The sequence below is a fragment of the Vibrio sp. SG41-7 genome, assembly GCF_014164465.1.
Taxonomy (GTDB): domain Bacteria; phylum Pseudomonadota; class Gammaproteobacteria; order Enterobacterales; family Vibrionaceae; genus Vibrio; species Vibrio splendidus.
Map to the genome: position 1 here is coordinate 1 of NZ_JACJFF010000021.1, position 12,431 is coordinate 12,431.

The following is a 12,431-nucleotide window of genomic DNA, read 5'->3' on the forward strand; positions in this document are numbered from 1 at the left end:
TCGCGAAAGAAACGACTCAGATGACTAAGTCTCAGATCCTTTCTCAAGCTTCAAGCTCGATTCTTGCTCAAGCGAAGCAAGCTCCGAACTCGGCACTTAGCCTACTAGGTTAATCGATTGAAAGGCCACGTTGCCACGTTGGTTATAAGCGCTGTTGATCATAAGCGTTGTTGATCATAAACGTTAACGTTAGGCTTCCACAAATTAGCTCGTGGTGAGAGATGAGCGCTAAACAGACCCAGCTTCGGCTGGGTTTTTTATTGCCCGTTATTTGGCGAAGGTGTATCTGGAAAAGTGCAGTGCTGGTAAGCAGACGCAAAAGCGAGATTCCCTGTCACGCTCGTTCCTCACTGTAGGGAATGACGGCTATAGAGAGGTATTTGACTTATTGCCTACCTGAATCGAAGTCTGTAGTCGTCATCTCAGAATCGAGTAGAACGAGATATCAGAGATCCCTGTTTGTTAAAATTCACAAGTGTAATTTGATGTATAGGCGAAATGCCTTGAATAGCGCTTAACAACGTTTAGTAAAAAACTAGGTCGGATAGCAGGGGATAAACGGTCAGTGTAGTTGTCATTGGTTGAGGGAACTAGGAGAAGGGTTTCGGTGTGATAGTCAGTAATGCCTATCTGAGGTATTGAACAAATATAGCAGGCACAAAAAACGCCACCCTTAGGTAGCGTTTTTATTAAAGCAGTTAAGTAATCGAAATTACTTAGTTACTTTAAGAACTGGAGTTTCGCCAACAGTTACAGAACCAGAAAGCTTGTTCAGCTCCTTGATTTCGTCCATGTTAGAGATAACAACTGGAGTAAGCGTAGATTTCGCTTTCTCTTCTAGAAGCGCTAGGTCGAAAGTGATGATAGTGTCACCAGCTTTAACAGATTGACCTTCTTCAGCAACACGAGTGAAGCCTTCGCCTTTAAGTTCAACAGTATCGATACCGAAGTGAACGAAAAGCTCAACACCGTCGTCAGACTCGATAGAGAATGCGTGGTTAGTTTCGAAGATCTTACCGATAGTACCGTTAACTGGAGCTACCATTTTATCGCCAGCTGGTTTGATAGCGATGCCGTCACCAACGATTTTTTCAGCGAAAACTACATCTGGCACGTCTTCGATGTTTACGATTTCACCAGAAAGAGGTGCGATGATTTCGATTGCACCAGCATCAGCGCTGTCATCAGATACAAGCTTTTTCAGTTTGTCAAACAGACCCATTGTGTCATGCTCCTAACGTTTAGTTTTATTCTGTAGAATATACTATACCAATCTAACAAATTAGACGACTATTTTTAGCCGTCTAACTTTATTAAGCTCTTGGTGATTACTGAGTTTTCTCAGCGATGAATTTTTCTACGCAAGCTTCAATTTCTGCAGCTGTAGGTAGAGATAGCGCTTCGTCAGCCATAGCTTTAACTTCTGCGAAGTTAGAGTTACGGATTACTTTCTTAACTTTAGGGATAGAGATACCGCTCATAGAGAACTCATCTAGACCCATACCAAGAAGAAGTAGAGTTGCACGCTCATCGCCTGCTAGCTCGCCACACATACCTGTCCATTTGCCTTCTTTATGAGAAGCATCGATTACTTGCTTGATTACAAGAAGAACCGCTGGAGACAGTGGGTTGTAAAGATGAGAAATCATCTCGTTACCACGGTCAACTGCAAGAGTGTATTGCGTTAGATCGTTAGTACCGATAGAGAAGAAAGCCACTTCTTTAGCAAGGTGGTGTGCGATTGCAGCAGCTGCTGGAGTCTCAACCATTACGCCAATTTCGATGTCTTCATCGAAAGCATGACCTTCAGCGCGAAGTTCAACTTTGTACTCTTCGATTGCTTTTTTCAGTTCACGGATCTCTTCGATAGAAATGATCATTGGGAACATGATACGTAGCTTACCGTGTGCAGATGCACGAAGAATGCCGCGTAGTTGGTCACGTAAGATTTCACGACGATCCAAGCTGATACGTACTGCACGCCAGCCTAGGAAAGGGTTCATCTCTTGTGGAAGATCCATGTATGGTAGATCTTTATCGCCACCGATATCCATAGTACGGATAATCACTGACTCACCGTGCATTGCTTCAGCTACTTCTTTGTAAGCAACGTATTGCTCTTCTTCAGTAGGAAGTGCAGTACGGTCCATGAATAGGAATTCAGTACGGTACAGACCAACACCTTCGCCACCGTTGCGCAGGATACCGTCACAGTCTTTAACTGTACCGATGTTGCCGCAAACTTCTACTTGATGGTTATCAAGTGTGATAGCTGGTAGGTCTTTAAGTTTTGCTAGTTCAGCCGCTTCTGCTTCAAAATCAGATTTGATTTTCTTAGCTTCTGCTAATTCAGCGTCAGAAGGGTTGATGATGATCTTATTGTTCATCGCGTCTAGCACAAGCATGTCGCCGTTCTTAACTTGCTTAGTGATATCGTTAGTACCTACGATAGCTGGAAGCTCAAGTGAACGTGCCATGATTGATGTATGAGATGTACGACCGCCGATGTCACAAGCGAAACCAAGAACGTAGTCTAAGTTGATTTGTGCAGTTTCAGATGGCGTTAGGTCGTAAGCAACTAGGATAACTTGTTCATTGATATCTGCTAGAGACACAATGTTAATGCCTAATGCATTTTTAACGAAGCGAGTACCGATATCACGGATATCAGTCGCACGTTCTTTTAGGTACTCATCATCAAGTGACTCAAGTGCAACAGCTTGCTCTTCGATCACTGTGTAGATCGCGTTGTCTGCGTGCATTTTGTCTTTCTTGATGAGTGCTAAAATCTCTTCTTCTAGCTCTTCATCTTCAAGCAGCATGATATGGCCTTCAAAGATTGCTTCTTTTTCTTCGCCAAAAGTTTCAAGTGCTTTTTGCTTTACAACTTCAAGTTGTTGAGAAGATTTGTTACGAGCGTCAAAAAAACGCTGAACTTCTGCTTCAACTTGATCGTCTGAGATAGATTGAGTGTTTAGGACAATTTCATCTTCTTGAAGTAGTAGTGCTTTACCGAAAGCAATACCAGGAGATGCTAGGATGCCTGAAATCATAGCCTTACCTTAGTTGTTCAACTGTAAACGGGAGAATGTGTGACTTTAAGTCGTCGACTAATGTCGCGCTTATCGCTATCTATTTCGAACAAAGCCACTTTGCTGTGCAAAATGGCTTTGAAAGAAGGAGACCGTATTAGTGTAGTTGATCCATAAGAGCAACTAGGTGGTCTACTGCTTGCTGAGCTTGAGGGCCTTCAGCAGAAATAGTTACGTTAGTACCTTTTACTAGGCCTAAAGTTTGTAGTTTGAACAGGCTTTTAGCGCTAGCGCTTTTGCCGTTAGAAGTCACTGTGATGTCAGCATCGAAAGATTTTGCTTCTTTAACGAACTGTGCAGCTGGACGTGTGTGAAGGCCGTTTTCTGCTGTGATTTCTACTTGCTTCTCGTACATTTTATATACCCCAATTAATTTATTTTTTGTAAGTTTGTAACCAGATTAGCTTAACTGCTTTAGCCCAAATGCGCTAGAGGCTAGTACGCCATGTTCGTGTTAGAACTTAGACTGGTTATAAATTTTTATCCAGCCATGGTCGTCTTTTGTTGAGTACTCATGACTTTCAGAATTTGTTTATTGCTTCTTTTATTTTGAAGCGAAAAATAAAACAGACCCGATATTACCAAAGGTGGGGCAGGGATCAACAAAAAAGCCCCTAAATGGGGCTTTTTTGGACGAAAAATTGATTTGACCACATATTATTGTTGGTTCTCTTTCTCCGTAAAGATGCCTGCAAATAGGGCTGTACTTAGGTAACGTTCGCCAGAGCTTGGCAGTACGGTGACAATGGTTTTTCCTGCAAATTCAGGTAGTTCCGCGATTCTGTTCGCCGCTACTACCGCTGCGCCAGATGAGATGCCCGCAAGAATACCTTCCTCTTTCATTAGGCGTTGAGCCATCTCAATCGCTTCTTCAGAAGTTACTGGCTCTACACGGTCGATAAGGTCTAAATCTAGGTTTCCAGGGATAAAGCCTGCACCAATACCTTGGATTTTGTGTGGAGCTGGTTTGATTTCTTCGCCAGCAAGCGCTTGTGCAATCACTGGAGACTCTGCTGGTTCAACCGCTACTGAAGTGATCGCTTTACCTTTCTCGCCTTTAATGTAACGGCTTGTACCAGTAAGCGTACCGCCGGTACCTACGCCAGCGACAAATACATCGATTTCGCCATCTGTTGCTTCCCAAATTTCAGGGCCAGTTGTCTTCTCGTGAATTTGTGGGTTAGCTGGGTTGTTGAATTGCTGAAGTAGCAGATACTTTTCTGGGTCTGAAGCGACAATTTCTTCTGCTTTAGCTATCGCGCCGTTCATGCCTTTTGGTGCTTCAGTCAGTACTAAGTTTGCACCTAGTGCTTTAAGCAACTTACGACGCTCTAGGCTCATTGACTCAGGCATCGTTAGCGTTAGCTTGTAACCGCGAGCGGCTGCTACGAATGCAAGAGCAACACCTGTATTACCACTGGTAGGTTCAACAAGCTCGATACCTGGTTTTAAAGTTCCTGCTTTTTCTGCTTCCCAGATCATGTTTGAACCGATACGACACTTAACGCTGAAGCTTGGGTTACGAGCTTCAATCTTAGCTAGAACGTTGCCTTTGCTTACTTTGTTAAGGCGGACTAGCGGTGTGTTACCAATCGTTAGGGTGTTGTCTTCGTAGATCTTGCTCATGCGATATTCCTTCATTTAATGACAGAACTAAACGTAGTATATCAATCACTTTACCGTCTAGTGTCTTTCGATGTTTGTTTAGCTTGAATTTAGATTAAACAAGTTGAAAAAAAAGTAAAAGGATTAAAAAGTTATATCATATAGATATGTAGCAGAGTTCACGCCTATCTTTATTGTGTTCAGAACTTCAAAAAGATAGGCGTTGTTAAAGAGAGAATGAAGGTTATAGACGAGAACGCAGAGCTTGGTCTTTAAACTCAGCAACCCACATTGCAGTAGCGCCGCAGACGGCAACTGGCATGACGATCAGATTTAAAATTGGAATCGTTGTGAAAACAGACACAAGTGCACCGAAGCTGTAGCTCTTACCTTGTTTTTGTTTCAAATTGTTTCTCATATCATCAAATTTGATTTTGTGGTTATCAAATGGATAGTCGGCGTACTGGATCGCTAACATCCATGCTGTGAAAATGAACCATAAAAACGGTGCAACGGTTTGTCCTAGTGCTGGAATTAACAAAAGTAGGAATAAACCTATCGCTTTTGGCAGAATGTAGACAAGCTTGCGCCATTCTCTCGCTAAAATACGTGGAGTATCTTTGAGTGCATCCAGCAAACCATCGTCATTCACTTTTTTGCCACTGAGTAGCTCTTCTACCTTTTCTGCGAGCAACCCATTGAAAGGTGCGGCAATGAAGTTAGCGAGCGTACTAAAGAAATACGAAAACGTGGCCAAGACGGTTAACACAAGTAGTGGCCATAGAATGTATGACAACCACGACAAAAAGCTTGGTAATGCGCCAATCCAGCCCTCAATCCAAATGTTGAGGTTGGAAAAGATATAAAACAAAGCACCACCAACGAGTAACACGTTAGCGATGAGTGGAAGTAAAACAAACTTACGAATACTCGGTGATAAAGCGATTTTTATTCCGAAAATAAAATAGCCAAAGCCTGAGCGTGGAATAGATTCAATAGTCATATTTAAATTAGGTCACATGTGAATTTGGTTAAATAGCAAACATCCCTAGTGTACTCGACCGAAATTAAGAAAAAAAGCGTGGCGAAAATCACACCATGTAAGGAACTAATTGTATTAAGTTGTTCTAAAACAGTGGCTACTTTTGATAGAGTAGTGAGATTAGCCAAATTAACCCAACTTAGTGACAGCGTGTTTATAGCTAGTCGACTAAGAAAGCTGAGAGCGAAAAATGCAGGAATTGCGATTTGTACTCATTATTGTTGGCGCATTAGCTATCGCCGCATTATTGTTCCATGGTCTATGGACGAGTAAAAAAGAAGGGAAAGCAAAGTTTGGAGATAAGCCGCTTGGTAAGCTTGATAACGACAGCTTAGATGAAGCAGAAACGATCCCAAACCGTTCATTCGCCCCAGAAGATGATTTTGAGATAATCCGAAAAGAGCGTAAAGAGCCGGATTTTGCAGTCTCACCATCTGAGACTGATCCGCTGATTGACTCAGATCCACTTACTGCGCCACAAACGAAAGAAGTTATCGAAGACGACATCGAATTGAATGATCTTCCTTCTTTCAGTGTCAAAGAAGAACCAATTCAGATCGAGAGTGAACCTGAAGACATAAAAGAGGCCGCTGAGCCAGAGGTTCCAAGCTTTGAATTGACTGACGAGCAAAAAGAAAGTCATGCTGGTTTTCAAGAGCAGTGCGGTTCGTTTGAAGAAGCTTCTGATTCGGTTGTTACCGAGCCACTCGTTCCTAGTGAATCATTGACGCCAAGTGAACCGCTTGTTTCGAAAGAGGTCGTTGCTCCACAAAGTGCATCGCCTGTTGAAGAAGCTAAGCCAGATGAAGAACTTGGCTTAGAAGTGATTGTTCTTAATGTTCACTGTGCAGGAGAAATCCCATTCGTAGGGACTGAACTTTTCCGTAGTATGGAGAATAACGGCCTAACTTATGGTGAGATGTCTATCTACCATTGCTTTGCACAATCTAGCGATGAGCCAAAAGTTATTTTTAGTGTTGCGAACATGATGCAGCCCGGAACTCTAGAACATGATGATCCCGCCGACTTTACAACGAAAGGTATTTCGTTCTTCATGACGCTGCCTTGTTACGGTCAAGCTGATCAGAACTTCAATGTAATGCTGAGTGCAGCTCAGAAAATTGCTGATGATATGGGCGGAAACGTTTTGGACGAGTCACGTAACTTAATGACGCCCAATCGTTTGTCAGACTACCGTAAGCAAATCAGAGACTTTATGACGGCTACGAATGCCTAGCCATATTGTTTAGCCTTGTAAATAATCTATATTTATAGAAAAGGGCTCCTAAGGGAGCCCTTTTTGATATTTCAATCACGACAGAGAATGATATGAAAGAATCGATTCAAGTTACCTTAGAGCAGTTAAGAGAAACTCTGCACTATCATGCCGTTCGTTATTACGTAGAAGATAGCCCTGAGATCCCTGATGTCGAGTACGATCGATTAATGCAACAGTTGCTAAAGATCGAGGAAGAGAATCCAGAGCTTGTGACGGTGGATTCTCCGAGCCAACGTGTCGGTGGTCAGCCTCTCGATGGTTTCACTCAAGTGGCTCATGAGATCCCGATGCTTTCTCTGGATAATGCATTCTCTGATGAAGATTTGGATGCGTTTAATAAGCGTATGTCTGATAGAGCGCCAATGGCCAATCTTAAGACTTTCTGTTGTGAGCCTAAGCTTGATGGCTTAGCGGTAAGCCTACTCTATGTAAATGGCACCTTAGTTCAGGCAGCAACGCGTGGTGATGGCGCTACTGGCGAAAACATCACTGAAAACGTGCGTACTATCAGCTCTATCCCACTTAAGTTGCAAGGTGAAGGCTGGCCAGAGCGTATTGAAGTTCGTGGCGAAGTGTTTATGCCAAAAGCGGGGTTCGATAAGTTGAATGAGATGGCGTTGAAGAAAGGCGAGAAAGTCTTTGTTAACCCACGTAATGCCGCTGCAGGTAGCCTACGTCAGCTTGATTCTCGTATTACAGCGAAACGTCCATTGGCTTTCTACGCATACAGTGTCGGTGTTGTACAAGGCGCTGAGCTATCAAATAGTCACTATCAACGCTTTTTACAGCTGAAAGGTTGGGGCTTACCTATGTGCCCTGAGACTAAGCAACTGACCTCTCTTGAAGACGTGAAAGCCTATTACCAAGATATTATGACTCGTCGTGATGCGTTGGCTTACGAGATTGATGGCGTTGTTATCAAAGTCGACGATATCGCGGCTCAAGAAGTGCTTGGCTTTGTTGCTCGAGCGCCTCGTTGGGCTATTGCATACAAGTTTCCTGCTCAAGAAGAGATTACGTTACTTAACGATGTTGAGTTTCAGGTGGGTCGTACAGGTGCAATTACGCCAGTCGCTAAACTAGAACCTATCTTTGTTGGTGGTGTGACGGTAAGTAATGCCACGCTGCACAACGCTGATGAGATTGCTCGCCTAGGTGTGAAGGTCGGAGACAGCGTAATCATTCGTCGTGCTGGTGATGTTATTCCACAGATTGTAGCTGTGGTACTCGATCGTCGTCCTGAGTCGGCAAAAGATATTGTATTCCCTGATGCTTGCCCAGTATGTAACTCTGCAGTAGAGCGCGTTGAGGGAGAGGCTGTAGCGCGTTGTACTGGTGGCTTAGTCTGTCAGGCACAACGTAAAGAAGCGCTTAAGCATTTTGTGTCACGAAAGGCGCTGGATGTTGATGGTCTTGGCGTAAAAGTGATAGAGCAGCTTGTAGACCGTGAAATGGTAGAAACTCCAGCCGATCTCTTTAAGTTAAGCGCTGGCGTGATTACGGTTCTTGACCGTATGGGGCCTAAATCGGCACAGAATGTAGTGAGTGCGCTGAATAAAGCCAAAGACACTACATTAGCCCGTTTTCTTTATTCTTTAGGGATTCGCGAAGTGGGTGAAGCGACGGCTATGAACTTAGCTCAGCACTTTAAGACGTTGGAGTTGGTTCAAGCTGCCACTCATGAACAGTTGGTTGAAGTGTCAGATATTGGCGACATCGTAGCAAGTCACCTCACGAGCTTCTTCTCGCAGGAGAAAAACAGAGCCGTAGTCGAGCAGTTGCTAGAGCTTGGTGTTAACTGGCCTACAATCGAAGCTGTTGCAGATGACCAAGAGCTACCGTTAGAAGGCAAAGTGGTCGTGTTGACGGGCTCACTGTCTAAATTAGGACGCAGTGAAGCGAAAGCCGCTTTGCAGGCTTTAGGCGCAAAAGTGACTGGTAGCGTGTCTAAGAAAACGGATATCTTATTCGCTGGTGAAGCCGCTGGTTCTAAACTGACTAAAGCACAAGATTTAGGTATCGAAATAAGAACAGAAGAAGATCTAATTGCACTTATTTCGTAAGTAAACCAAGGTAAAAAAAGCTCAAAAGCACTCCTTTAAAGGGAGTGCTTTTTTTGTGTCTGCTACAAATTAGATGCCTTTTTAATTGTTGAGAATTTTGTTCCTATACGAACTCTAAAACTAGGACAGTGACGCTGCTCAACATTAATGAAATACCATTCTAGTTGTACAATAATTGCGAGTCATATCTATCTTTATAAATTTAAAGTTCCATTAAAGTGTTGAATTTGTTGGTCTTTATTTTATTTTGTGAGGTTTTTTCTATTTATCGACCTGGATCACTAAGTACCTGCTAAATTTGCACTGACTCATATTTTTTTAGATGAAAATTAAGTTCTCATTGATATTTTTTAGAGCGAAGTTAGTCTTAATACCATGGATGCACACGATGTGCATAACCAGAAAGGAAATAGAGAATTCAGAGTTTAGGGTTCTCAAACAAGAAAAGGTATTTCTCTCTACGGCGGCCAACTTTAGGTGGGGAATATTCAAACAGCTATGTCCATTTTTAGGAGTTTTATTCCATGGAAAACAAATTTTTTAAAGTATCTGCTTTAGCAGCTGCAATGGTAGGTGCTATCGCTGCAACTCCAGTGCTTGCGTCAGAGGCTAATGCCGTTGGTGATGGTTATGTTGAGGCAGTCGATAACTTTATTCATGATGCTACGTTTACCGGTGCTGCAGTTGTAGATACTAGATATAGAGGTCGTGCTAACGCTGACGGCGATATCGAAACGCGACTGAACTACTCTTCATATAACCTGATGATGAACTTTAACTCCGGTTATCATAAAGATACTGTGGGTATTGATCTGGGTGGTTATTTCTCAGGTGATATTTACAACGATAGTATTGAAGATGCTGACGGCAATAAGCTGTGTAATGAAATCTCAATCTGTCAGTCTGGTGACTGGACTGATGGAAGCAGTAACTTTAAAGTTACGACAGCTGCAATTAAACTAAAACTTGGTGAAAAAACAGATGCTCAAGTAGGTTTCATCCAAGGTGGTGTTGGTACAATTGGTAATGTATGGAGCTTTGTACCTGGCACATACCGCGGTTTTAAAGTGTCTACAACTTTAGACAATGGAATGACATTGGGCTATATGGGTACAGATGATCATTCTGCACCATGGCTAATTAACTCGGAAGATGCAACTGAACCGTGGTACAACCAACAATTTAGCTACCTGCACTCTGTCGGCCTAAATGGTTCAGTTGGTGACTTAACATATGGCGTAGGTATTGGTCAGGCATTGGACGTAAACTATGGTACAGATGATCAAGATAACTTCTCGTATAAAATTGACACTAGTTATGCTGTAAACGATTCGATTAAAGTCGGCTACAATATGTACGGTGTTGATGATGATGAGATGTATAACGGTTTCGCAGCTCACCACGGTCTATCTTTAAATTGGTCGTTGACAGACAAAGTATCTTGGCTATCCCAAGTACAATACACTCAGCTTGATGCAGATGCAGGTATGGGTGAATTTGCACCACGTACAATGGCTAGATACGGTTCAAATCAAGGTGGTTTTTATTGGTGGGATGCACTATCTGATTGGAACATGCCTGGTGAAGTGGCTTGGTACAATCGCTTGTCATACGACACTGGTACGGGTTGGGGCTTTAATTTAGGCTTTGGCTACGGGACTGGAGCTGATGAAAGCGTAGCTGGTTTCTCTTATGAAAGTGAGTACGCAATTAACGGTGATATAACTTATTCTGTTTCTAGCGGTGCTCTCAAAGGTACTTTATTCAAGCTACATGCTACTCAACTTGAGCGTGACCCATTTGACGGCAAAGAAGATCGTGATGAGCAAGACTTACGTTTCATCGTAATTGCACCATTCTCATTCTTCTAAGCTACAAAACTGAAGGAAAAGCTACGATAAATATCGTAGCTTTTTTTTTATACAGGTTTTCCATCATACATTTTGCAATAAGTTGGCGGTAATGATTGTACAACTCCGTTAGGAAGTTCACACTTGATCTCATTGTCTAGAGCTCGACCGCCACTAGCTCCATTTGCTAGTATTGAGGCGGAATACAAACTAACTATAAATGTTAGAGTTACCGTTAAAAGCTTCATGATACTCGTCCTTCTTTAATTACCAAAAATAAAACAAATCGCATTTAAACGCCATGCTTAATACTCAATTATGTATAAGGCCAATGAAAGGTCAAAGTAATATAAAAATTTTCTATTAAAAATAACAAGGACCTATTTTAATCATTCAATCAGTAACTTATTGATAAATGGTGTTCGACTTTGTAGAAAAAACTAAGCTATTTACATAATTTCCCGTAAAATGCCTATAAACAGCAGACTTTATTTTCGGCCATTATATTGGTTCTAATATCATTTGTTTAAATGACATAAATCTATAGGTGTTTGAAGATAAGTTATATGCTTCAAAGTGATCTCTATTCATTACTTACTTGAGTAATATTATGAACATAAGTGAAGTCGCAAAGCTTACCTTGTTATCACCTAAGTCTATTCGTTTGTATGAAGACAAAGGAGTGATTACTGCCCCTTTACGCTCTGAAAATGGCTACAGAACCTATGGGCCTAAGCAGATTAAAGAGCTTGGGATCGTTGCAAAGGCGAGAAGTGCTGGATTTTCGCTTGATGAGTGTCGTGCGCTCGTTGAATTAGCCGACAACCCATGCCGAGAAAGTGCCGATGTTAAAGCAAAAGCGCAAAGCAAACTAAACGAAGTGAACAGAAAAATAGAAGATTTATTGGCAATTCAGAATACATTGAAGGAGTGGGTTGAACAGTGCCCTGGTGATTCAAATAGCCATTGCCCGATCATTGATTCACTTGTAGAGAAAAAGCCATAATTTGGTTACTTATGGCTTTAATAAGGAATGCTTGAATTACTCTTTAGTTGGAGTAATCGTTAATACTATGCCATCTACAGCAGTGACAATCACCTCTGTGCCTGCTTCTAAGTCCTGAGCACTAACAGCTGACCACGTAGTATCACCTAGACGGATGCGACACTTGCCTTTTTGAATGTCAGTGTCGACTCGAGTTGTTTGCCCTACAAGTTGTTTTTCTCTTTGATTTAGCTCTCGCCCTGCGTCTGACTGCTTGTCATTAGATAGTTGTCTTCTCCACCACAACCAAGTGGTGATAAGTGAAAAACTCGCAAAGGACAACCATTGCATCTGCCAACCGATTGGTAGCGCGCCTAATAGCGCTCCGACCAACATGGCAGATATGCCTATCCACAAAAAGTAACCAGCAGTACCAACCAGCTCTAGGGCTAGCAGCGCTAGACCAAATGCTAACCAATGCCAGTGGTTTACTTGCTCTAGTAACTCGAACATAA

The 12,431-nt window shown here is 42.4% G+C and carries 12 protein-coding genes; 6 read left to right on the top strand and 6 right to left on the bottom strand.

Translation table 11 applies throughout. From position 1 onward, the window contains the following. On the top strand, nt 1-113 hold a 113-nt coding region (locus tag H5300_RS08140), incomplete at its 5' end, for a flagellin (protein ID WP_259397661.1). Nucleotides 114-712: 599 nt separating this feature from the next. Here H5300_RS08140 and crr read toward each other — a convergent pair. The 5 genes from crr to cysZ all read right to left on the bottom strand — a co-directional run bounded on the left by crr (nt 713) and on the right by cysZ (nt 5,700). Then, nucleotides 713-1,222, bottom strand: coding sequence for a PTS glucose transporter subunit IIA (gene crr, locus H5300_RS08145; RefSeq protein WP_004737851.1), 510 nt, complete (start codon nt 1,220-1,222; stop codon nt 713-715). 106 nt (nt 1,223-1,328) lie between these two features. Further along, a complete protein-coding gene (gene ptsI, locus H5300_RS08150; protein ID WP_017079443.1) occupies nt 1,329-3,053 on the bottom strand; it encodes a phosphoenolpyruvate-protein phosphotransferase PtsI in 1,725 nt (574 codons plus the stop codon). Between the two features lie 136 nt (nt 3,054-3,189). After that, complete coding sequence (locus H5300_RS08155; protein ID WP_004734263.1) at nt 3,190-3,447, bottom strand: HPr family phosphocarrier protein; 258 nt, start codon at nt 3,445-3,447, stop codon at nt 3,190-3,192. Between the two features lie 302 nt (nt 3,448-3,749). Then, nucleotides 3,750-4,718 carry a cysteine synthase A gene (gene cysK, locus H5300_RS08160; RefSeq protein WP_017079444.1) on the bottom strand — a complete coding sequence of 323 codons (969 nt, stop codon included), beginning with the start codon at nt 4,716-4,718 and terminating at the stop codon, nt 3,750-3,752. A 223-nt stretch (nt 4,719-4,941) separates the two neighbouring features. After that, nucleotides 4,942-5,700, bottom strand: a complete 759-nt coding sequence (cysZ, locus tag H5300_RS08165) for a sulfate transporter CysZ (protein WP_182795761.1) — start codon at nt 5,698-5,700, stop codon at nt 4,942-4,944. 229 nt (nt 5,701-5,929) lie between these two features. On the opposite strand from cysZ, the gene zipA reads away from it, so the two are divergent. From zipA to cueR, 5 genes are all read left to right on the top strand, one after another. Next, nucleotides 5,930-6,976 carry a cell division protein ZipA gene (gene zipA, locus H5300_RS08170; RefSeq protein WP_017091372.1) on the top strand — a complete coding sequence of 349 codons (1,047 nt, stop codon included), beginning with the start codon at nt 5,930-5,932 and terminating at the stop codon, nt 6,974-6,976. 92 nt (nt 6,977-7,068) lie between these two features. Next, nucleotides 7,069-9,081: an NAD-dependent DNA ligase LigA gene (ligA, locus tag H5300_RS08175; RefSeq protein ID WP_102453302.1), complete on the top strand. Its 2,013-nt coding sequence runs from the start codon at nt 7,069-7,071 to the stop codon at nt 9,079-9,081. 388 nt (nt 9,082-9,469) lie between these two features. Next, nucleotides 9,470-9,625, top strand: coding sequence for a DNA ligase (locus tag H5300_RS27885; RefSeq protein ID WP_259397657.1), 156 nt, complete (start codon nt 9,470-9,472; stop codon nt 9,623-9,625). Further along, nucleotides 9,606-10,952 carry an OprD family outer membrane porin gene (locus H5300_RS08180; protein ID WP_182795762.1) on the top strand — a complete coding sequence of 449 codons (1,347 nt, stop codon included), beginning with the start codon at nt 9,606-9,608 and terminating at the stop codon, nt 10,950-10,952. Before H5300_RS27885 ends, H5300_RS08180 begins: the two co-directional genes overlap by 20 nt. A gap of 589 nt (nt 10,953-11,541) precedes the next feature. Continuing rightward, nucleotides 11,542-11,937, top strand: a complete 396-nt coding sequence (gene cueR, locus H5300_RS08185; RefSeq protein ID WP_182795763.1) for a Cu(I)-responsive transcriptional regulator — start codon at nt 11,542-11,544, stop codon at nt 11,935-11,937. A gap of 36 nt (nt 11,938-11,973) precedes the next feature. Here the strand turns inward: cueR and H5300_RS08190 are convergent, their stop codons facing one another. Next, entirely contained in the window at nt 11,974-12,429 is a 456-nt protein-coding gene (locus tag H5300_RS08190) for an NfeD family protein (RefSeq protein ID WP_004734252.1), read from the bottom strand. Between the last annotated feature and the right edge of the window lie 2 nt (nt 12,430-12,431).

What these genes read in the sequence shown, in the direction of transcription:
- H5300_RS08155 (WP_004734263.1), bottom strand. Translation starts at nt 3,447, where the DNA reads ATGTACGAGAAGCAAGTAGAAATCACAGCAGAAAACGGCCTTCACACA.
- ptsI (WP_017079443.1), bottom strand. Translation starts at nt 3,053, where the DNA reads ATGATTTCAGGCATCCTAGCATCTCCTGGTATTGCTTTCGGTAAAGCA.
- cueR (WP_182795763.1), top strand. Translation starts at nt 11,542, where the DNA reads ATGAACATAAGTGAAGTCGCAAAGCTTACCTTGTTATCACCTAAGTCT.
- zipA (WP_017091372.1), top strand. Translation starts at nt 5,930, where the DNA reads ATGCAGGAATTGCGATTTGTACTCATTATTGTTGGCGCATTAGCTATC.
- cysZ (WP_182795761.1), bottom strand. Translation starts at nt 5,700, where the DNA reads ATGACTATTGAATCTATTCCACGCTCAGGCTTTGGCTATTTTATTTTC.
- H5300_RS27885 (WP_259397657.1), top strand. Translation starts at nt 9,470, where the DNA reads ATGTGCATAACCAGAAAGGAAATAGAGAATTCAGAGTTTAGGGTTCTC.
- H5300_RS08180 (WP_182795762.1), top strand. Translation starts at nt 9,606, where the DNA reads ATGGAAAACAAATTTTTTAAAGTATCTGCTTTAGCAGCTGCAATGGTA.
- H5300_RS08190 (WP_004734252.1), bottom strand. Translation starts at nt 12,429, where the DNA reads ATGTTCGAGTTACTAGAGCAAGTAAACCACTGGCATTGGTTAGCATTT.
- cysK (WP_017079444.1), bottom strand. Translation starts at nt 4,718, where the DNA reads ATGAGCAAGATCTACGAAGACAACACCCTAACGATTGGTAACACACCG.
- crr (WP_004737851.1), bottom strand. Translation starts at nt 1,222, where the DNA reads ATGGGTCTGTTTGACAAACTGAAAAAGCTTGTATCTGATGACAGCGCT.
- ligA (WP_102453302.1), top strand. Translation starts at nt 7,069, where the DNA reads ATGAAAGAATCGATTCAAGTTACCTTAGAGCAGTTAAGAGAAACTCTG.